21 protein-coding genes are annotated in these 18,553 nt (G+C 65.9%); 12 read left to right on the top strand and 9 right to left on the bottom strand.

Going from position 1 to position 18,553, the window contains the following annotated elements:
* Window positions 1-108: 108 nt before the first annotated feature.
* The 4 genes from TSA1_RS31070 to TSA1_RS31055 are packed head-to-tail and all read right to left on the bottom strand — an operon-like array spanning window position 109 to window position 3,758.
* Window positions 109-648, bottom strand: a complete 540-nt coding sequence (locus TSA1_RS31070) for a VOC family protein (RefSeq protein WP_100179654.1) — start codon at window positions 646-648, stop codon at window positions 109-111.
* 25 nt (window positions 649-673) lie between these two features.
* On the bottom strand, window positions 674-1,642 hold the full coding sequence (locus TSA1_RS31065; protein WP_100179653.1) for a Bug family tripartite tricarboxylate transporter substrate binding protein: 969 nt from the start codon (window positions 1,640-1,642) through the stop codon (window positions 674-676).
* Between the two features lie 10 nt (window positions 1,643-1,652).
* Window positions 1,653-2,546, bottom strand: coding sequence for an MBL fold metallo-hydrolase (locus tag TSA1_RS31060; protein WP_100179652.1), 894 nt, complete (start codon window positions 2,544-2,546; stop codon window positions 1,653-1,655).
* A gap of 3 nt (window positions 2,547-2,549) precedes the next feature.
* Window positions 2,550-3,758, bottom strand: coding sequence for an ABC transporter substrate-binding protein (locus tag TSA1_RS31055; protein WP_100179651.1), 1,209 nt, complete (start codon window positions 3,756-3,758; stop codon window positions 2,550-2,552).
* A 168-nt stretch (window positions 3,759-3,926) separates the two neighbouring features.
* Here TSA1_RS31055 and TSA1_RS31050 point away from each other — a divergent pair, with 168 nt between their 5' ends.
* Genes TSA1_RS31050 through TSA1_RS31040 form a run of 3 tightly spaced genes read left to right on the top strand, consistent with a single transcriptional unit; the run spans window position 3,927 to window position 6,009 of the window.
* A complete protein-coding gene (locus tag TSA1_RS31050) occupies window positions 3,927-4,625 on the top strand; it encodes a TetR/AcrR family transcriptional regulator (RefSeq protein WP_100179650.1) in 699 nt (232 codons plus the stop codon).
* Complete coding sequence (locus tag TSA1_RS31045; protein WP_174719147.1) at window positions 4,603-5,154, top strand: carboxymuconolactone decarboxylase family protein; 552 nt, start codon at window positions 4,603-4,605, stop codon at window positions 5,152-5,154. Before TSA1_RS31050 ends, TSA1_RS31045 begins: the two co-directional genes overlap by 23 nt.
* 9 nt (window positions 5,155-5,163) lie before the next feature.
* Window positions 5,164-6,009: an SDR family NAD(P)-dependent oxidoreductase gene (locus tag TSA1_RS31040; RefSeq protein WP_100179648.1), complete on the top strand. Its 846-nt coding sequence runs from the start codon at window positions 5,164-5,166 to the stop codon at window positions 6,007-6,009.
* 181 nt (window positions 6,010-6,190) lie between these two features.
* Here the strand turns inward: TSA1_RS31040 and TSA1_RS31035 are convergent, their stop codons facing one another.
* The 4 genes from TSA1_RS31035 to TSA1_RS31020 are packed head-to-tail and all read right to left on the bottom strand — an operon-like array spanning window position 6,191 to window position 8,735.
* Window positions 6,191-6,700: a DoxX family protein gene (locus TSA1_RS31035; RefSeq protein WP_100179647.1), complete on the bottom strand. Its 510-nt coding sequence runs from the start codon at window positions 6,698-6,700 to the stop codon at window positions 6,191-6,193.
* Window positions 6,697-7,479 carry an HvfC/BufC N-terminal domain-containing protein gene (locus TSA1_RS31030; protein ID WP_100179646.1) on the bottom strand — a complete coding sequence of 261 codons (783 nt, stop codon included), beginning with the start codon at window positions 7,477-7,479 and terminating at the stop codon, window positions 6,697-6,699. The genes TSA1_RS31035 and TSA1_RS31030 overlap by 4 nt, the downstream gene beginning before the upstream one ends.
* Complete coding sequence (gene bufB / locus TSA1_RS31025) at window positions 7,469-8,386, bottom strand: MNIO family bufferin maturase (protein ID WP_100179645.1); 918 nt, start codon at window positions 8,384-8,386, stop codon at window positions 7,469-7,471. Before bufB ends, TSA1_RS31030 begins: the two co-directional genes overlap by 11 nt.
* Window positions 8,387-8,429: 43 nt before the next feature.
* Window positions 8,430-8,735 (bottom strand): BufA1 family periplasmic bufferin-type metallophore, encoded by a 306-nt coding sequence (locus TSA1_RS31020; protein WP_100179644.1) that lies wholly within the window; start codon window positions 8,733-8,735, stop codon window positions 8,430-8,432.
* Between the two features lie 313 nt (window positions 8,736-9,048).
* Here TSA1_RS31020 and TSA1_RS31015 point away from each other — a divergent pair, with 313 nt between their 5' ends.
* From TSA1_RS31015 to TSA1_RS30995, 5 genes are all read left to right on the top strand, one after another.
* Window positions 9,049-11,145, top strand: coding sequence for an adenylate/guanylate cyclase domain-containing protein (locus tag TSA1_RS31015; RefSeq protein ID WP_100179643.1), 2,097 nt, complete (start codon window positions 9,049-9,051; stop codon window positions 11,143-11,145).
* A 242-nt stretch (window positions 11,146-11,387) separates the two neighbouring features.
* On the top strand, window positions 11,388-11,957 hold the full coding sequence (locus tag TSA1_RS31010) for a DUF2087 domain-containing protein (RefSeq protein WP_100179642.1): 570 nt from the start codon (window positions 11,388-11,390) through the stop codon (window positions 11,955-11,957).
* 47 nt (window positions 11,958-12,004) lie between these two features.
* Window positions 12,005-12,907, top strand: a complete 903-nt coding sequence (locus TSA1_RS31005; protein ID WP_245448452.1) for an alpha/beta fold hydrolase — start codon at window positions 12,005-12,007, stop codon at window positions 12,905-12,907.
* On the top strand, window positions 12,882-13,466 hold the full coding sequence (locus TSA1_RS31000) for a HutD/Ves family protein (RefSeq protein ID WP_174719146.1): 585 nt from the start codon (window positions 12,882-12,884) through the stop codon (window positions 13,464-13,466). Before TSA1_RS31005 ends, TSA1_RS31000 begins: the two co-directional genes overlap by 26 nt.
* 103 nt (window positions 13,467-13,569) lie before the next feature.
* On the top strand, window positions 13,570-14,763 hold the full coding sequence (locus tag TSA1_RS30995; protein ID WP_245448451.1) for an adenylate/guanylate cyclase domain-containing protein: 1,194 nt from the start codon (window positions 13,570-13,572) through the stop codon (window positions 14,761-14,763).
* A gap of 30 nt (window positions 14,764-14,793) precedes the next feature.
* Here TSA1_RS30995 and TSA1_RS30990 read toward each other — a convergent pair whose 3' ends face one another.
* Window positions 14,794-15,456, bottom strand: coding sequence for a TetR/AcrR family transcriptional regulator (locus TSA1_RS30990; protein WP_245448599.1), 663 nt, complete (start codon window positions 15,454-15,456; stop codon window positions 14,794-14,796).
* A 76-nt stretch (window positions 15,457-15,532) separates the two neighbouring features.
* On the opposite strand from TSA1_RS30990, the gene TSA1_RS30985 reads away from it, so the two are divergent.
* From TSA1_RS30985 to TSA1_RS30970, 4 genes are all read left to right on the top strand, one after another.
* Window positions 15,533-16,006 (top strand): peroxiredoxin family protein, encoded by a 474-nt coding sequence (locus TSA1_RS30985; protein WP_100179637.1) that lies wholly within the window; start codon window positions 15,533-15,535, stop codon window positions 16,004-16,006.
* Between the two features lie 38 nt (window positions 16,007-16,044).
* Window positions 16,045-16,719: an SDR family NAD(P)-dependent oxidoreductase gene (locus TSA1_RS30980; RefSeq protein WP_100179636.1), complete on the top strand. Its 675-nt coding sequence runs from the start codon at window positions 16,045-16,047 to the stop codon at window positions 16,717-16,719.
* A gap of 52 nt (window positions 16,720-16,771) precedes the next feature.
* Window positions 16,772-17,617, top strand: a complete 846-nt coding sequence (locus TSA1_RS30975) for a DMT family transporter (RefSeq protein ID WP_161497286.1) — start codon at window positions 16,772-16,774, stop codon at window positions 17,615-17,617.
* Between the two features lie 129 nt (window positions 17,618-17,746).
* Complete coding sequence (locus TSA1_RS30970; RefSeq protein ID WP_100181435.1) at window positions 17,747-18,541, top strand: adenylate/guanylate cyclase domain-containing protein; 795 nt, start codon at window positions 17,747-17,749, stop codon at window positions 18,539-18,541.
* Window positions 18,542-18,553: the final 12 nt, after the last annotated feature.

Below are 18,553 nucleotides of genomic sequence, written 5' to 3'. Positions count from 1 at the left end.
CAAAGCCGGGATCTATAAATGTCGGCAACAATATCCGACCGGGGGCGCAATACAATTTCTATTTGGTCCGGATCGGCGTTTCCCCGCGCCGCATGACGGCAATCGATCCTACGATATGCCGCCGCCGACCTCGCGGATCGGCCGCGTGCCGTCCCAGCTCAATGCCGCCTGCCGGACACGCTCGAAGAACGGCCCCTTGGTGCCGCTGATGTCCGAGATCTCGATCACCGTGCCCGGATGGGCCTGCGTGTCGAAATAGGCAAAGCGCCCCTTGTCGCCGCCGATCTGGCCCTCATGGCCGACCCTGTAGCCGAGCCCGATCGCCTTGTCGTAGAGCGCCTGATAGTCGTGGCTCCAGTAGGACATGTGCTGGAGCCCCTCGTGACCGGCGTCGAGGAACTCCCTGTACAACGAGGGCGCGTCGTTGCGCTGCTGGATCAATTCGATCTGGAGATCGCCGGAATTGGCGAGCGCGATGCTCATCGCGACGGATGAGTCCTGGCCGCGATGGCGGAACCAGTCGGTCTTGACCCGGTCCATGTAGTACCAGGGGCCGACACCCATCACCTCGATCCAGTGTTTCATCGCGGCCTGGATGTCCCGCACCACATATCCGTTCTGGCGCACCGCGCCGAAGATGCGGCTCATGCCTGCGCTCCTGTCCTCAACCCGGTCACTTGACCTCGATCCCCGCGTCCTTGGCAACCTGCTTCCAGGCTGCGATGTCGCGCGCATTGATGTCGCGCTGCTCCTCGCCGGGCACGAATTGCGGGGTGATGCCGAGCGCCAGCAGCTTCTCTTTCACCACGTCATCACCGAGCGCCTCCTTCAGGGCCGCCGACAGCTTCTTCGCGATGGGTTCGGCAAGGCCCGCGGGCGCATACATCGCCCAGGACAGGCTGCGGTCGAACGGCACGCCCTGTTCCCCGTAGCTGGCGACATCGGGCAGGCTCGGCGAACGCTCGCCGCAGGCAGCCAGCGCCTTGATCGAGCCGTCCTTCACCAGCGGCGTTGCAGTCGCAACGTCCAGCGTGGCCAACGAGATGTGGCCGCCGAGCAAATCGCCGGCCAGCTTGGCGATGCCGTTGAACGGGACGTGCTCCATCTTGATGCCGGTCTGCTGCATCAGGATCTCAGCGCAGAATTGTCCGGTCGAGCCGACGCCCCAGCTGCCGTACTGCACCGGCTCGCCCTTCTTGGCCAGCGCGACCAGGCCCTTGATGTCATTGGCGGCAAAGTTCTTGGTCGCCACCAGCATGATCGAGGAGGTGCCGACGCGGCCGATGGTGGTGAAATCCTTGATCGGGTCGTAGGGCAGTCTTGGATAGATCGCCGGCGCCAGCACATGGGTGGTCATGCCGCCGACGGTGATGGTGTAGCCGTCGTTCGGCGACGTCGCGACCATCTGCGTGCCGAGCGTGCCGGCCGCGCCCGTGTGGTTCTCGATATAGATGCTCTGCCCCAGCGTCTTGCCCATCCTGTCCGCGAGCAGCCGGCCGACAACGTCGCCGCCGCCGCCGGCCGCATAAGGCAACAGCATCTTGATCTTGTGCGTGGGGTAGGCGGCCGGATCCTCGGCATGCGACGGCAGTGCCGCCGATAGCAATGCGAGCAATGAGAGCGTGGCGGTCCTGAACTTCATGATTGTCCCCCTAATTCTCGAAACGAAAGCGATAGGCATCGCCGTGCCTGATGACGCGACCTGCGGTCGGTGCCGGAAAATGACCGGTGAGCAGATAGCTCGGCGTGTCCGCGAGCTCCTCCAACAGCGCCATCCGCGTCGCGACCGCTGCGGCCGGATCGACATCGGCGGCATTGGACAGCCACGGCGCAGCGCACTGGATCGGATGATGGATGACGTCGCCCGACATCACCGCATGATCGTGGCCGCCATTGAGATGGATCTGCATGTTGCCGGCGGTGTGCCCCGGCGCCGGCGCGAAGCGCAGGGCCGCGTCGCGATCACCAAACAGGCGATGATCGGTCTCGACGAATTCGGCAAGGCCTGCGGCGACCACCGGCAGCACGGAATCCTCGAACGAGCCGTGGTTCACCGGGCTCTTCGGCGCCGCCTTGTGCGCGGCCTCGAAATGCCGGTACTCCTCGCGCCCCATCAGATAGCGCGCGTTGGGGAAGGTCGGCACCCAGCTGCCGTCGAGCAGCCGCGTGTTCCAGCCGACGTGATCGACATGCAGATGCGTGCACATCACGAAATCGACCTGTTCAGGGGCAACGCCCAGTGCCTGCAAATTCTCCAGATAGGGCTGGTCGAGGTTGTTCCACGCCGGCACACGCGGCCGCTTCTTGTGGTTGCCGCAGCAGGTGTCGACGATCGCGGTCCAGCGCGGTGTGCGGACGAGATAGGAGTGGTGGCTGAGGATGAAACGGCCGGTCTCCGGCTCGATATAGCGGTGATCGAGCCAACTGCGGTTGTCCGCGATCACCTTGTCGGTGACGTTGGCGAACAGCCAGCTCTTGTCGAAGGCGAGCGCGGGGATCTCGCTGACGAGATCGACCCGCATGCTGCCGATTCTGACCTGCCGCATGCCTCAGTTCTTCAGGAGTTCGCCGAACGGCATCCAGCGCGTGCCGTCGAAGCGGATCAGCTGCAGGCTCGTCATCGGCGTATAGCGTGCCGGCGAGTTGTTCACCGTGGTGCCGTTGATCAGCATCGGCAGGCGCACGTCCTTGAGCGTGGTCGCCTGCTTCATCACATTGGCCCGGGTAAGGTCGTTGCCGGATGCCTTCAGCACCGTCACCAGCGTCTGCGCGATGGTATAGCCATAGACGTTGAGCCAGTCGCTCTTGTTGGCGTCGGGCAGGTACTTGTCCATGAAGGCGAGCCATTCCTTGTAGCCGGCATCATCCTTGTTGGCGGGATCGGTGGCGTCCTTCAGATACTGGCTGGAGATCACGCCGGTGGAATTGTCCTTGCCGGCCGGCTCGAGCACGCCGCTGATCGAGGCCGAGACGTTGGAGATGATGGTCACGGGCTTCCAGCCGATCTCGCCGATCTTGCGGATCGCCTGTGCCGCAAACCTCGGCGTCGCCGCCACCAGCACGATTTCGGCGCCGGCGGTCTTCAGCTGCAGGATCTGGGTGTCGACCGTGGGTGCAGAGGTCTCATAGGCTGCGCGGGCGACAATGGCTTCGCCGCCGCCGAGCCCTTCCTCCAGCGCCTTCAGATAGTCCTTGCCGAGATCGTCGTTCTGGTAGAGCACGCCGATCTTGGCGTTGGCGTGGCTGGCCTTGACGTATCTGGCGTAGGCGATCGCCTCGTCGCGATAGGTCGGCTGCCAGCCGACGGTCCATGGAAAGTTCTTGGGATCGTCCCACTTCGCCGCGCCCGAGCCGAGGAAGAGCTGCGGCACCTTGCGGTCGTTGAGATATTTGTGCACGGCGCTGTTGGTCGGGGTGCCGACGCCGCCGAAGATCAGCAGCACTTCGTCGCTCTCGACCAGCCTTCGGGTTTGTTCCACCGTCTTCGGCGGGCTGTAGGCGTCATCAGCGATGATCATCTGGATGCGCCGGCCGTTGACGCCGCCCTCGTCGTTCACCTTGCGGAAATAGGCTTCCGCGGATCTTGCGATCTGGGCGAAGGCCGAGACCGGGCCGCTCAGCGGCGCGGTGGTGCCGATCTTGATGGCCTTGTCGTCGGCGCCGGGGTCGTACCTGCTTTGGGCGGAGGCGGTGCTGGCCGCGAGCAGCGGCAACAGGATGCTGGTCGCAACTACGCGAAGGCGGGCAAAGCGCGCCATGAGGTCGTCTCCCCAAAATTGCTCTCCGCCTCTCGATGGAGCGGAGTTGAAACGCGAGAACAGCGCCCGAAGCAGGCTTGCGGGCCGCGACCGTTGCCGCCAGGCTGGCCAAACGAACGATCGTTCGTACGGTTGACTAGCGAACGATCGTTCGTTAGTCAAGTCGTCATGGCTGTCCACACCTCCAGCGCGGCGGAAGCGGCCGCGCCAACGACGCGGGAGCGCATCCTGTCCGAGGCGCTCAATCTGTTCGCGCAGAGCGGCTATGGCGGCGCCTCGATGCGCGAGCTCGCGCGCCGCGTCGGCATTCGCGAGAGCAGCCTCTACAACCACTTTCCCGGCAAGGCCGCGATCCTGGAAGCGATCGTCAGCGAGCATGGCCCCGCCAGTTCGGCGAGCCGGCTGGAGGAGCCGCGCTACAAGCAGCTCGCGCGCCAGCCCGCGGCGTTCTGCCGCCAGTTCGCGCTCGACCTCGTCGAGCAATGGTCCGACCCGCGCGAGCACCAGTTCCAGAAGGTGATCACCGCCGAGCGTAACCGCGTCCCAGGCATCCGTGCCAAGTTCGCCGACCATTTCTACGCGCGCGAGCAGAGCATGATGACGGATTATTTCCGCGGTTTTGCGCTGGCGGGCCTGATCTCGACCACCGATCCGCGCGAGACCGCCCGGCTGTTCGCCGCCGGCCTGATCTATATCCGCCTCGAGCATTACGTGATGGGCGCGGCGCCCTCGCCGCGGCCGAAGGTGATCGAGGCGATCGACCGTTATCTGTCCTTCTTCCTGTCGCTGATTGCGGCGGATAATGGCGACGGCAACAAGAAACGAAAAACAAAGGGAGAGAATCGTGGCAAGGCTGCCCCTGATTGATCCGGAGACGACGAGCGGCGACATCCGTGCCTCGTTCGACCGCATGCCGGTCAAGCTCAACATCTTCCGCATGATGGCCCATGCCGAGGCCAACATGATCCCGGCGATGCGGCTCGGCAATTCGATCCTGCACAAGCAGAAGCTCAGCGCCGTCAACCGCGAGCTGCTGATCCTCCAGGCGGCCCAGCTCGAGGGCGGCGCCTATGAATGGCGCCAGCACGTGCCGATCGCACTCGGCGTCGGCTGCACGCAGGCGCAGGTCGATGCGGTCGAGCGTGGCGACTACGATGCGGCCGGCTTGAGCGAGGCCGAACGCGCGCTGCTCAAGTTCGGCCGCGAGGTCGTCGAGAACGTCCGCGTTCCCGAGGCGACCTTCGCGTCCGTGCGAAAGCACTTCAGCGACCAGGAGATCGTCGAATCGATCGTTGCGCTCGGCTTCTACATGATGATGGCGCGCCTGACCGAGGCGACCGAAACAGATCTCGATCCCGCCGCCGGCATGAAGGTCTATGACGGCGGCAAGAAGTAGGCGGCGGAGATGACGGAGACCGAGACCAAGTCGGAGCGTTACGTTCGTCCACCCAGCGCGGAGTCCTTGGGCGAAGCGCCGGGGAGGGGGCGGTTGAAGGGGCGCCGTATCCTCATCGTCGGTGGTGGCCAGCGGGTGTTCGACGCGGCCACCGATCCGATCGGCAACGGCCGCGCCATGAGCATGTTGTGCGCACGCGAGGGCGCCAAGGTCGCGGTCGCCGATCTCAACCGCAGCTCCGCCGAGCAGACGGTCAAGCGCATCACCGGCGAAGGCGGCGAGGCCTTCGCGATTGCCGCGGACGTCACGTCGGAAGCAGACGTCGTCCGCATGATCGAGGAGGCGCATCGCGCGATGGGCGGCCTCGACGGCATGGTGCTGAACATCGGTACCTTCGGCAAGACCGGGCTCGACAATGTCAGCCCCGAGGAGTGGAACAAGATCTACGACGTCAACGTCCGCGGTCCTATGCTGTGCTGCCGCGCAGGCTTGCCGAAATTCGACGATGGCGGCGCCATCGTCTTCATCTCCTCGATCGCCGCGCTGAAGGCGGGCTCGCAAATGGCCGTGTATGATTCATCGAAAGCGGCGCTCGGCGGGCTGATGCGCAACATCGCCCATCTCGGATCGCGCCGCGGCATCCGCGCCAACCTCGTCTATCCCGGCCTCGTCGACACCCCGAACGGCCGCGAAGCCGGCGCCGGCCGCCCCAATCGCGGCAAGGGCCATGTTCCCTTCGGCCGCCAGGCCACGGCCTGGGAGATCGCCTACGCCGTGCTGTTCTTTCTCTCGGACGAAAGCGTCTATGTCACAGCACAGACGCTGGCGGTGGATAGCGGCCTGAGCGGGATGTGAGAGGCCTAGCGACGTCAACACACCCACTGACGTCATCCTGAGGTGCTCACCTTGCGATGCATTCGCATCGCAAGGTGAGCCTCGAAGGATGGGCTACAGGCGCCCGCGGCCCATCCTTCGAGGCGCGCAAGGGCGCGCACCTCAGGATGACGGAGTGCTTGTGGACACAAAAATCGGGTGTCTATCGCGCGTGCGATCGGGCGCGACAGATGAGGTGGTCGAGCGAGATGTTCCCGGGCCCGTAAGCCATGATGCCGAGGGCCATCGCCGCCCAGGTGAGGTGGATCGGCCAGCCGTCGGGCACCGTGAGCTCGACGACGATGGTCATGAACAGAAGTCCGAGCCCTGCGAACCTTGTGCCGAGCCCCAGCACAAGCAGGATCGGAAACATGATCTCGCCGCAGCCCGACAGGAACGCCATCACCGCCGGCGCCGGAAAGTGATAGGGGCCGCCCGGCAGATGCAGCATGAACTCGTCGCTGAACAGCGTCACGGCGGTGTCGTTCAGCTTCAGGAAGCCGCCCCATTTGAGCATGCCGGATCGCCAGAACGGCACGGCCAGCGCGAGGCGCAGCACGAGCTGGACCAGCGAAGGCGTGGCGAGAATCTGAACCAGACGATTGGCCCGGTCGACGAGCAACCAGGGCGACGGCAGGCTGCTGTCGGTGGTCATGTGTTGGTCCGTGATCATGAGGGGTCTCCGCAGGCGAGCGAGATGAAGGTGCCGGCTTCGATCAACCCGGCGATATTTGCGGCAATGTCGAATCCAGCTGCCGCGTCCAGCGCCGACGCCGCGGCCTCGCCGAGCGACAGGCCCGAAATCAGACCATCGGCAAACACCGCGCCGCCGGGCGGAAGGCGGTGCACGGTGACGTCGAATGCGGGTCGCGTGATCAGCGCATCCTCCGGCGTCGAGGCATCGATGCGCGGGAGCGGTGCGCCATCGCGGTTGGCGGCAAAGATCGTCACGGCCGCATATTGCGAGCGCAGGCATCGCGCGGCCGGATGTGGAACGAACACCAGATCGGCCAGGTGATCGGGCGTCACCGCCGAGAGCCGGGCCGGCGACAATGGCGCGGCATCGGCGGCGTGATAGGCATCAAGCCAGGCCCGTTCGATACGCGCGACATCGGCTAGCCAGGGCATATCCTGCGCATGCTCATAAGCTTCGATGAACGCCGGAAAATCGCGGCCATATTCGAACAGCAGCGGCGAGGTCGGCGGATGGCTGCGAACATGGAAGCGCGCCATGGCGCGGAAGAACTCAGGTCCGGTGATGCGCTGCACCGCCGGATAGACCGCAGCCAGGGCGTCGATCAGGCTGACCGTGACGTTGTTGCGGTAGACGTCGTAACGGCGGCCGGCGGCCTTGCCGTTCGGGCCGGTCACGACCGAAGGCGTGCTGCGCGCGGGATCCAGCAGCGCCGGCGCGAAGGCAGCGGCAAAGGGCAGGCTGGGTTCAGGCAGCATGACGCTCTCCCGCAAACACAGCGGCCTGATCACGGTCGAGGATCGCCTGTGCGGCAGCAGCCTCCGCTTGCAGCACCGGCCAGTCCGGAATCTTGCTGTCCCATTCGATCAGCGTCGGCACCGCGCCGCGGCGCTGGATGACGATCTCGTAGAGCTTCCAGACGGCGTCGGCGACCGGACCGTCATGACTGTCGATCAGCAGCAGGTCGCCTTCGTCGTCGGCCTGCTCGGCATGGCCGGCAAGATGGATTTCCTGGACGCGCGACAGCGGGAAGTCGGCGAGATAGTCGAGCGCCGAGTAGCCGTGATTGGTCGCGGAGACGAACACATTGTTGACGTCGAGCAGCAGTCCGCAGCCGGTGCGCTCGGTAACCGCGCGGATGAACTCGGTCTCGCGCATCGCGGAGTCGCGGAAGGCGACATAGGTCGACGGGTTTTCCAGCAGCAGCGGCCGGCGGATCGCCTCCTGCACCTGGTCGATGTGGTCGCAGACGCAAGCCAGCGTCGCTTCGGTGTAGGGCAGGGGCAACAGATCGTTGAAGAAGCTGGTTTCATGCGTGGACCAGGCCAGATGCTCGGACACCAGCGCCGGCTGGTAGCGCGCGACGAGACTGCGGAAGCGTGCCAGATGGGCCTTGTCGAGCGGCCGGGGGCCGCCAATCGACATGCAGACGCCGTGCAGGGACAGCGGATGGTCGCGGCGGATCGCTTCCAGGGCGCGATGCGGCGGGCCGCCATCGCCCATGTAGTTCTCGGCGTGGACCTCGAAGAAGCCACGCCGAGGTCCTGCCTCGAGGATATCAGCCAGATGCTCCGGCTTGAAGCTCGTCCCGGCGACGCCCCCGATCGGCATTGCGAAGCGAAGCGGCATGGCTGCGGGTCGGGTCGGCTGGATCACCGTGCTCATCGTGCTGCTCCGTTCGTGCTTGCTGGCGGCGTCGCGCCGTCCGTCAGACCGGCTTGAGCGAACCCTTCTTGCCGTTCGGCAGCTCGATGCTGGTGCAGGTGCCGCCCTGCACGAATTTCCAGGCGTTGCCCTGGAAGTCGACGGTCGAGGTGCCCTGGCAGGTCGTGCCCGGTCCCGCCGCGCAATCGTTCTGGCCCTTCAGCGCGACGCCGAAGCACTTCTCCTTCTTGGCGGCCATTGCAGCCTCGCCCTCGGCCTTGGTCAGCGGGCCGGCGGCGGCGAGGGTCGCGAGCGCAGTCGATACCGCGCCGGCGAGGACGAGCGAGGTGACGGCATGTTTGGCAGACATCGATATTCTCCTGTTCGAGATGGCATCCCCTGGCCGGCGATGCGCGCATGGTCTCCTTCGATGCGCAGGCAGCCCGCGTTACTGAAGGGCCGCTCACGAACCCGTGAGACCGATTGGATCGGGCGCACCGCCGGTGCGCTTGGGCTGGTATTTGCGGCCAGGCGTCCGCTCAAGGCCAATGCCTAGGGTCTATCGAGACGGTAGCCACCGGGCATTGGCGGCGCGGGCCCGTTTCCGGCCAGATGTAACGGGCGAGCGTCCGCGGCGTAGAGCAATGTCAGTGGCTCCAGCGGACCGGCAGGCGAAGGCAGCGATGAAGGTTGATCCCGAACGGCGGCTGCAGGCGATCGCGAGGATGACGGTCAGCATCCGCCTCGCGGTGTCGGCGCTGGTCCTGGCGGCGATCCTGCTGACGGCCGGGCTCTCCAGCCTGCTCTGGTGGCGCACGGCGGAGGCGACCAGCCGCCAACTCGCCTCGACCATCAACGAGCAGATCGTGGCGGCGGTGCGCAAGGAGGTCTCGGCCATCGTCGACGAGGCGCGTGCCGCGCACACCGCGATCCGCACGCTGTTTCTGCAGAACGTGCTCGACACCCGCGAGGCCGACAAGCGCGAGTTCGTGTTTCTGTCGCAATTGCAGTCGCAGGCGACGATCTCCTGGGTCGCCTTCGGCTGGCCCGACGGCTCCTTCTTCGCCGCGCACAAGCTCGGCGATCGTCGCCTGGAGATGATGGAGATCTCGCTGACGGATCACCCAGGCGAGCGCCGCGTGGATGAATATGACGTGGTGCCCGGCGACATCGAATTCGCCAATCGCCGCTTCGAGCCGACTGCGTTCCGTGTCGCCGATCAGGCCTGGTTCAAGGCCGGGCTCAGCGCGGACGACCCGCAATGGTTCAGGGTGATGGATCATGCCACCGGCGAGCGGCCCTCGATCGCCTTCGCGGGGCCGATCGACGTCTATCAGGAGCGGCAAGGCGTTCTGGCCGTCATCATCGAATATACCAGGCTGGCGCGCTTCCTGTCGCAGCTCGAGGTCGGGCGCACGGGGACCGCCTTCATCGTCGATGGCAGCGGCGAGCTCGTCGCCGCGCCGGACAAGGAGGCCGACGAGCTCCACCCCGCGCGCGGCGATATCACGCTTCTTCCATTGGCGCGCGCAGCGCTCGACAGAGCGGGCGAGGTCGGCCGCAAGGAGGCCTGGCGAAGCCGGCTCACCTCGGGCGGCGCGGCGTATGAGGTTGCGTTGACTCCGCTGCCGTTTCCCGGCTGGTCGCTCGCCACCGTGATCCCCGAGGCCGAATTTCTCGGGCCGGTCGAAACGACGCTGCAGCGCCTGATCCTCGGCCTCGCCGTCGGCGCGGTGCTCGCCGCGCTGGCTTCCGCGATGCTGGCGCGGTCCGTCATCGCCGCGCCGCTGTCGCGCGTGGTCGGCGAGCTTCGTCATGTCGAGGCCTTCGCGCTGGAGCAGGTCCGCCGCCACCCCTCGCGGCTCAAGGAGATCGCGAGCCTGTCGGGCGCGATTGCCGAGATGGCGTCCGGCCTGTCCGCGTTCCGCAAATTCATCCCGGCCGATCTGGTCCGTGGCCTGCTGCGCCAGGGCGTCGAGGCAAGGCCCGGCGGCAGCATCCAGCAGCTCAGCGTGATGTTCATCGACATTGCCGGTTTCACCGGCCTGTCCGAGCGGCTTGGTGATCGCGTCGTGCCGCTGCTCTCGCGCTATCTCGACGTCACCTCGGAGATCATCGTCGCCAATGGCGGCACCATCGACAAGTTCATCGGCGATGCCGTCATGGCGTTCTGGGGCGCGCCGCAGCCGCAGGACGATCACGCCGCGAGGTGCTGCCGCGCCGCGCTGGCTTGCCGCAAGGCGGTGGAAGAGTCCGGCCTGGTCGACGATCTCGGCCAGCCGCTGCAGATCCGGATCGGCATCAATTCTGGCCGCATGCTGGTCGGCAATATCGGCTCGGAGCTGCGGCTGAACTACACCGTGATCGGCGATGCCGTGAACGTCGCCAGCCGGCTCGAAGGTGCCAACAAATCCTATGGCACGCAGATCCTGATCGGCGAGACCACCGAACGCCTGGCACGCGGCGCCGTCATTACGCGCGAGATCGATAGCATCGCGGTCTACGGACGGGAGGAGGGGCTGTCCGTCTACGAGCTGATCGGGATGACGGGCGAGGGCATCATCGACGGCGAGACGATCGGCTGGATCGCCGATTACGAGCGCGGCCTTGCCGCCTATCGCGCGCGGCGGTTCGCCGATGCGCTGGCCGATTTCGATGCGGTGCTGAAACGGCGCGGCCATGATCGTCCCGCCGAGCTGATGCGCGACCGCTGCCGGCAACTTGCAGCAGCCTCGCCCGACGCGGCCTGGCGACCCGTGGCGGCCTTGGCTTCGAAATAGCGGCATTGGAGCCCAGGACATCCGGCACTCCAATCACGACGTCCGTATCGCACATCAGGCTTGAGCCAGACGAGCGTCTATAGTAGGAATTTTCATGGGTCTGCAGTTCACCCATGGCGTCACCGTCCCGCGAGGGAAGCTAAACCTGCAAGGCTCAATCGAACCGACACCAAACCTCGTGCCGCGTCGTAAGCCGGTGACTTCCGACAATCCTATCCGGATCGGCGCATAGAGGATTGGTCATGGCCAGAACTCCCATTGCCTTCGTTGCGGGCGACATCTCCGCGCTCGCGAAATCCGTACGCGCTCAGCTGCTGCAGCGAACCTCGCCGCCGGGGCACGTCGAGCTGCTCAATATTCTTGCGCGTGCGACGGGACACAGGAATTATCAGCATTTCCGCGCAGGTGCGGCGTGCACGTCCGCTGACCGCGGCGCGCCGGCTGTTCAAAGAGAGACGGTCGATCTGAAACGCGTGCAACGCGCGGCGCGCCATTTCGACGAGCACGGCAGGCTGCTGCGCTGGCCTGCCCGCCACAATCTGCAGCAGCTGAGCCTCTGGGTGTTGTGGGCCGGCTTCCCGCCGCGGTGCAGTCTGGCCGAGCCGGAAGTCAAGACGCTGTTGAACAGTCGGCACGCCTTTGCCGACGATGCCTTGCTCCGCCGTGCGCTATGCGATCACGGCCTGGTCTCCCGCACGGCCGATGGACGCGCGTATCGCAGGATCGAGCGTCGGCCGCCGTTGGAGGCGGCTGCGCTTCTGCGGCATCTCAAGACCGGCGCGCTCCGACGACGACCGGAGGCTGTGACATGAGCGCAAATCCGGACGCATTGCCGCTCGCCGGACCTTCGCCGGTCTCGGTGCAGACCTCCCGCGGGATGGTCCAGTGCGCGATCGCGGGCGAGGGGCCCGCCATCCTCGCCATCCACGGTGGCATGGGCGGCCATGATCAGTCGTGGCTGCTGGCGCGCGCCCTCGCCACGACGCTTGGAGACAAGCAGGTGGTGGCCGTGTCGCGCCCGGGCTATCTCGGCTCGCGTCTCGCGCTTGGCGCATCGCCCGACGAGCAGGCTGATGTCTATCTGGCGCTACTCGACGCGCTCGAAATTTCGACCGCGGTCATCGTTGCGGTCTCGGCCGGCGGTCCCTCGGCGCTGCAATTCGCCGCGCGGCATCCCACGCGCTGCCGCGCGCTCGTGCTGGTCTCGGCCTGCACGGGACGCCTGCAGACGCCACCGGAGATCGCCGCGCGTCTGCGCATGATGGGCCACCTCGCGCGCCTTCCCGGCTTGCCCCGCGCTTTGAAATGGCAGGCTGAACGGAATCCGCAAGCCGGTGCGCGCCGCGCGATTCCCGATGACGCGATGCGCGATCGGACCCTCCGCCATCCGGAGGCCGGTCCGTTCCTTCGCACCTTGCAATTTGGTGTGTTCGACCGTCTGCCCAAGCGGCTGCCGGGGACCGTCAACGACATTGCGCAGTTTGCCGCGCTGGGACAGTTGCCCGCCGGGTTGATCTCGGCGCCGACGCTCGTCGTGCACGGCCGCGCCGACAATGTCGTGCCGTTCCTGCATGCCGAGAACGTCTGCCGGGCCATTCCGCACGCGAAGCTGCTGGCGCCCCCCGACGGCGGCCACGTCGCGCTGTTCACGCATCTGGACCTGGTGCGCAAGGAGGCCGAGCCGTTCTTGAATGCGCGCGAACGCGCTCCGTTGCACCATCGCATCGAGGATCGCCATGAAGGCAACATTGCTCAGATCTGAGGACTACACCCGCTCGCCCTGGAAGAACGGCGGAGGCATCTTCACCGATATCGCGGACGCGCATCGGGCCGACGCGCCGCAGAAGAGCTGGGATAGCCTGCTGTGGCGCTTTGCGAGCACGCCGATCGTGGCGCCCGGGCCGTTCTCTCACATGCCGGGCATCGACCGCCTGCAGATGGTCGTCAGTGGGCGCGGGCTGGTGCTGAGGGCGCCGGGGCAGGACTTCGACGAGCGGGAGCCGTTCACCACCGTGCGCTTCACCGGCGAGCTCGAGATCGTGACCGAGCTCGAGGCGGGTCCCGTCGAGGTCGTCAACCTGATGGCGCGGAGGGGGGCGGCGGAGATTGATCTCTTGGCACTCCGAGCGCCGGCCGACCGGCAGCTCGCCGCCGGCACGCATCTGGTTTATGCCGCGGGCGGCGGTTGCCGCATCCGCCTCGATGGCGAGGAATTTTCAGTTTCGCACGAAGACACGCTGAAGGTGGAGCTCACCGCGGCCGCGCAACTCGCGTTGATGTCGGGGCTGGCGGTGCTGGGCTCGATCCGGCTGATCGGCTAGCGCGATCGCTCCCTGCGCACAATCCGGGCAACTGGCCAGGTTGACGGCGCCCGGCCGGAGTACGATATGTGCTGCGATGCAAACCGCCGCTGAAGGGCAAGCGATGACCACGCCGACGACCAGCAATGCCCCCACGCAAGCCGACGGCGTCATCGACTGGCTGACCAACGGCACGCGCGACGAGCGCTTCATCGACAACATCTTCGCGCAGATGTGCATCCGTCTGCAGCAGGCGGGCATTCCGCTCAAGCGGGCGACGCTTCACGTCCAGATCAATCATCCGCAATGGCTTGGGGCCCGGATGATCTGGTCCGAGGGCATGACGGGCGCGGAGATCGCGCGGGTGGATTACGACGTCCGCGAGCGGCCCGAATACATCGGCAGCCCCGCCAGCGAGATCATCGAGGGCGCCACCGAGCTCCGCGAGAATCTGGAACAAGATCCCTCGCTCGGCCGCAAGCACGCCATCTACGGCGAGATGCGGGCCGGCGGGCTGACTGACTACGTCGCCTGGCCGCTGTACCATACGCTCGGCAAACAGCACGTCGTCACCTTTGCCACCGACCGGCCCGGCGGTTTCGACGATTCGCATATCACCGCCCTCAAGAAGCTCCTGCCGGTGCTGGCGCTGGTCAGCGAGATCCGCGTCAAGAACCGCCTGGCGCGCACCCTGCTGGAGACCTATGTCGGCTCCCATGCCGGCGAGCTCATTCTGGCCGGCGCCACCCGGCGCGGCACCGGCACGACGGTGCGCGCCGCGATCATGATCTGCGACCTCCGGGATTTCACCAAGATCTCCGACAATTGGCCGCGCGACGACGTCATCGACCTGCTCAACGACTATTTCGACGCGATGTCGGAGCCGATCGCGCGGCACGGCGGCGAGATCCTGAAGTTCATCGGCGACGGCCTGCTCGCGATCTTTCCGCTGCAACATCCCGACGCCTGCGCAGATCTGCTCCATGCCGTGACCGAGGCCCGCCAGGCCATGACCGCGCTGAACGAACGCAACAGCGGCACGGGCCGCGCGCCGCTGAACTACGGCATCGGCGTCCATGTCGGCGACGTCATGTACGGCAACATCGGATCGAGCAGCCGGCTCGACTTCACCGTGATCGGCCCCGCCGTCAACATGGCCTCGCGCTTGGAGGCCCTGACCAAGCAGTTGGGACGACCAGTGCTGCTGTCACGCGACTTCGCCGAGCTGGTGCAGCCGAAATTCGAGCTGGAGCGTGTCGGCCAGCACGCGGTGCGCGGCTTCAGCGATCCGATCGAGCTGTTTGCGTATCACGGCTGAGGCGGGCTGCGCCGGACGCCGCCGGTGAAGCTAGAGCCCAAGTCGGGCCGCGACGTGATCGATCGCCATGTCCAGCGCCAGCTCCAGCGGTCGTGTCGAACGCAAGGTTTGCGCGAGCAACAGACCTCCCTGCAGGCTGGCAAGCATCGCCTCCGAAAGCTCTTTCAGATCGCCGGCAGACGTTATTCCCGCGCGTGACTGCATTCTGGCGAATGCCGCTTCGAAATGGCCTGCCCAGCGTGCAAAGCTCTCCGCCAGCGCCGCGCGCGTGCGCGGCGTTTCCGAGAGTTCGGCAGCCAGCGAGCCGAGCGGGCAGCCGCCGGCGCAATTGGTCTGGTGCGTCAGCGCGACGACGGCGTCGCGCCATCGGCGAAGTCCTGAGAGGGAATTGAGCTTTCGCAGCAGACCCTCGTGCGTTCCGAGCACGCACTCGGCCTGACGCTGGATCACCGCCAGCACGAGCTCATCCTTGTCGGCGAAGTAGTGATAGACCTGCGATTTGCTGGCCTTGCTGGCCTCGATCACCGCATCGATCGTCGTGTTCGCGGCGCCTCGCGCCCGCACGAGCTCGGTTGCCGCATCGACGATGCGCGCGCGTGTTGCCGCGCCCCGTGCGGTCTTTGGCACTGAGGTGTTGGGCATTGAGGTCTTCGGCACTGGGGTCTTGGGCAATGCAGTCACGTTTTTGTTCATCGCCGTCACCGTACTTGACAGGGATGAGGCTGGCAAGTAATTGGACTAAATAGTCCAGTTTCTGGAGAAGACAAGAATGCCTCGTCTTGACAATGGTGATGCCTTTCCGGCCCTGACGCTCGACACGGTCGCCGACGGTACGGTTTCCGTCGCGCATCACCTGGCAGGCCGCTACGGCGTGGTCCTGATGTATCGCGGATCATGGTGCCCGTATTGCAATGCGCAGCTTGCGGCCTTTGCGCGAGCGAAGGAGAAGCTCGACGAACTCGGGATCAGGGTCGTTGCCCTGTCGGTCGACGACAGGACCGACGCAAGTACGCTGGTCGAAAAGCACCGGCTGAATTTTCCGGTCGGCTATCGCGCCGATGCGGACAGGATCGCCGCGACGACCGGCGCCTATGTCAGCGAGAGCCCGCGCTATCTGCAATCCACCGGCTTCGTTCTCGACCCGAACGGAAGGGTGATCACGGCGGTCTATTCCAGCGGTGCGATTGGGCGGTTGGTCGCCGAGGACGTGATCGGCTTCGTCCGTTATGTGAAGTCCAGGTGAGGTCCAAGTGAGGTCAACTGAAACCCGGAGGCTCGGACGTGAACTCACATGAGGTTGCCGTCGTCGTTGGCGCAGGTCCCGGATTGGGCAATGCGCTCGTTGCGCGCTTCGCGGATGAGGGCATGCGCGTTGCTGCGGTCTCGCGCAGCGGCGGCGCCGCTGTGTCCCACCGCGATCTGGTTCGCCGTTACTCTTGCGATGCGACGGTCGCGGAGCAGGTCAAGGACGTGTTCGCTCGTGTCGGGAACGAACTCGGGCCGCCTTCCCTGGTCGTGTTCAATGTCGGCATCTGGGATCGGGGAGGAATCCTCGACATCTCCGCGGCGTTGTTCGAACAGGCCTGGCGCACGGGTTGCTTTGCCGGGTTCCTGGTCGGCCGTGTCGCTGCGGCATCCATGCTCGACAGCGGAGGTGGTACGATCATTTTCTCCGGTGCTACCGGATCGATCCGGGGCGGTGGTGGATTTGCCGCCTTTGCCTCGCCGAAATTCGCCCTGCGGGCGCTGGCACAGTCGATGGCTCGCGAACTGGGCCCCAAGAACATTCATGTGGCCCATGTCATCCTCGACGGCATGATCGTGCAGGAGGACGATCCTGCGGAAAGCCTGCTTCAGCCGGCGGCGATTGCGGAGAGCTATTATCAGTTGCACCGGCAGGCCCGCAGCGCTTGGACCCATGAGCTCGACCTGCGGCCATCAAGTGAAAAATTCTAGCTCGCCCGCCGCATCCGCCCGAGTTGCCAACCCGCGGCCGCGCGACTGGCTATTGCTGCTGTCGCTGGTGCTGATCTGGGCCGTGAGCTGGCCGGTCATCAAGATTGGTGTCGGCCAGATTCCGCCAATCTGGTACGGTTGCTTCCGCTATGCGATCGCAGCGCTCATCCTGTTCGGAGTCCTGCTTGCGCGGGGTGAGCTTGCGCTGCCGCCGCCCGCCGATGTCCCGGTCGTCGTCATTTCGGGGGCGCTTCAGATGGCGGCGTATTCGGCGCTCACCGGTCTTGCGCTGACGATCTTGCCGCCGGGGCGTGCATCCGTACTGGCGTTTTCGACGCCCATCGTGGTCGCGCCGCTCGCGGCCTGGCGGCTGGGTGAAGATCTGGGACCGAAGACGGTGGCGGGCGTGTTGATCGGATGTGCCGGAACGGCGGTGATCGCCTCGCCGTCCTTTGCCGTCATCGGCAGGCAGACCCTGGCTTACGGCATGCTGATGGGCGCCGCCACGGCGTGGGCCGTCACCATCGTGACCGTACGGGGGCATCGCTTCACCTCTTCGGCATTGAGCCTCGCCCCCTGGCAGATGCTGATCGCGGCAATCCTGCTGCTTCCGATCGCGATCTCCGCCGAGGGAGCGCCAGCAATGTCGCCGCTGGGCGCGGCCACGCTCGTCTACGTGGCGCCGGTCGCCACCGCGTTCGCCTACTGGGCCGTGGTCGAGGCCGGGCGCCGCTTCGCTGCAAGCACCATGTCGATGGCACTGCTGGCGACACCCAGCGTCGGATTGCTGATTTCCGCGTGGATGCTGAATGAGCAGATCAATGCGTCTCTTCTCGCGGGAGTGGCTCTGACCGCGACCGGGATCCGTTTGACGATTGCGACGACGCGACAGGGATGATCCGAGAGGCCCTGTCGACTGCGCGTCGTCGCTCTGCGAGGGCACGGCAGTTCGTCTGTTGCCAACGCGGGCATGTGCAACTACGCTTTGCGCCGCCTCGTCCATGTTTCTTCGATCAGTCGCACCGACATGCCCAAATTCCTACGCATCGGAGTCCATCAGTCGAACGTATCGGGGTACACGTCGAAGGCCTGGTGCATCCGGCGGGTTGGTTCGGCGGTTTTCCTGAAGTGGGGCGCCGTGGAGGTCCAGGGCGCCGGCGATGGGCGAAAGGTCTATTGGACGCGTCTGCCGCAGGAGAAGACGGTTCGGTGCGGCACGGCGCAGCGTGCCCAGGACTATGCCAAAGCCGCGATCGCCCGGCGTCGCAGCCATCGCTATGAACCGCTCTCCGGACCGATCGCGCCGCGGCGCCGGGCGGCCGAGATCGGCGCCGAGTCCAAGCAAGTGCTGGCCACGATCCTGATCGTCGACATCGTCGGCTCCACCGCAAAGGCGGCGAAGCTCGGCGATGCGCGCTGGACCAAGATCATGGGTCATTATTATGCTGCCGTGCGCAAGGAGCTGAAGCACTCGCGCGGCAAGGAAGTCGTGACGACAGGCGACGGCGTCCTGGCGACCTTCAAGGCGCCGGCGGCCGGAATCACATGCGCGACCGCGATCCAGAAGGCGGTGCGCACATTGGGGCTCGACATCAGGGTCGGGCTGCATGCCGGCGAATACAAGGTGAGCGGAGGCGAGATGGTCGGCCTTGCCTTTCACATCGGCACGCGCGTCGCCGCCAAAGCACGGGCCGGCGAAGTCCTGGTCTCGAGCGCGGTCAGGGACCTGATGGCGAAGTCCGAGATTCGCTTCAGGGATCACGGCATGCACCAGCTCAAGGGCGTGCCGGCGCGATGGAGGCTGTACCGGGTGGAGAGCTGAGCGGGATCGCGA

It is taken from the genome of Bradyrhizobium nitroreducens, from assembly GCF_002776695.1.
GTDB classification, from domain to species: Bacteria; Pseudomonadota; Alphaproteobacteria; order Rhizobiales; family Xanthobacteraceae; genus Bradyrhizobium; species Bradyrhizobium nitroreducens.
Note: the sequence above shows the minus strand (reverse complement) of the source record. Positions and strands in the feature narration are given on the sequence as shown.

Bases quoted from the DNA above. Each gene is read 5' to 3' on its own strand.
- TSA1_RS31070 (WP_100179654.1), bottom strand. From the start codon at position 648: ATGAGCCGCATCTTCGGCGCGGTGCGCCAGAACGGATATGTGGTGCGG.
- TSA1_RS31065 (WP_100179653.1), bottom strand. From the start codon at position 1,642: ATGAAGTTCAGGACCGCCACGCTCTCATTGCTCGCATTGCTATCGGCG.
- TSA1_RS31060 (WP_100179652.1), bottom strand. From the start codon at position 2,546: ATGCGGCAGGTCAGAATCGGCAGCATGCGGGTCGATCTCGTCAGCGAG.
- TSA1_RS31055 (WP_100179651.1), bottom strand. From the start codon at position 3,758: ATGGCGCGCTTTGCCCGCCTTCGCGTAGTTGCGACCAGCATCCTGTTG.
- TSA1_RS31050 (WP_100179650.1), top strand. From the start codon at position 3,927: ATGGCTGTCCACACCTCCAGCGCGGCGGAAGCGGCCGCGCCAACGACG.
- TSA1_RS31040 (WP_100179648.1), top strand. From the start codon at position 5,164: ATGACGGAGACCGAGACCAAGTCGGAGCGTTACGTTCGTCCACCCAGC.
- TSA1_RS31035 (WP_100179647.1), bottom strand. From the start codon at position 6,700: ATGATCACGGACCAACACATGACCACCGACAGCAGCCTGCCGTCGCCC.
- TSA1_RS31030 (WP_100179646.1), bottom strand. From the start codon at position 7,479: ATGCTGCCTGAACCCAGCCTGCCCTTTGCCGCTGCCTTCGCGCCGGCG.
- bufB (WP_100179645.1), bottom strand. From the start codon at position 8,386: ATGAGCACGGTGATCCAGCCGACCCGACCCGCAGCCATGCCGCTTCGC.
- TSA1_RS31020 (WP_100179644.1), bottom strand. From the start codon at position 8,735: ATGTCTGCCAAACATGCCGTCACCTCGCTCGTCCTCGCCGGCGCGGTA.
- TSA1_RS31015 (WP_100179643.1), top strand. From the start codon at position 9,049: ATGAAGGTTGATCCCGAACGGCGGCTGCAGGCGATCGCGAGGATGACG.
- TSA1_RS31010 (WP_100179642.1), top strand. From the start codon at position 11,388: ATGGCCAGAACTCCCATTGCCTTCGTTGCGGGCGACATCTCCGCGCTC.
- TSA1_RS31000 (WP_174719146.1), top strand. From the start codon at position 12,882: ATGAAGGCAACATTGCTCAGATCTGAGGACTACACCCGCTCGCCCTGG.
- TSA1_RS30995 (WP_245448451.1), top strand. From the start codon at position 13,570: ATGACCACGCCGACGACCAGCAATGCCCCCACGCAAGCCGACGGCGTC.
- TSA1_RS30990 (WP_245448599.1), bottom strand. From the start codon at position 15,456: ATGAACAAAAACGTGACTGCATTGCCCAAGACCCCAGTGCCGAAGACC.
- TSA1_RS30985 (WP_100179637.1), top strand. From the start codon at position 15,533: ATGCCTCGTCTTGACAATGGTGATGCCTTTCCGGCCCTGACGCTCGAC.
- TSA1_RS30970 (WP_100181435.1), top strand. From the start codon at position 17,747: ATGCCCAAATTCCTACGCATCGGAGTCCATCAGTCGAACGTATCGGGG.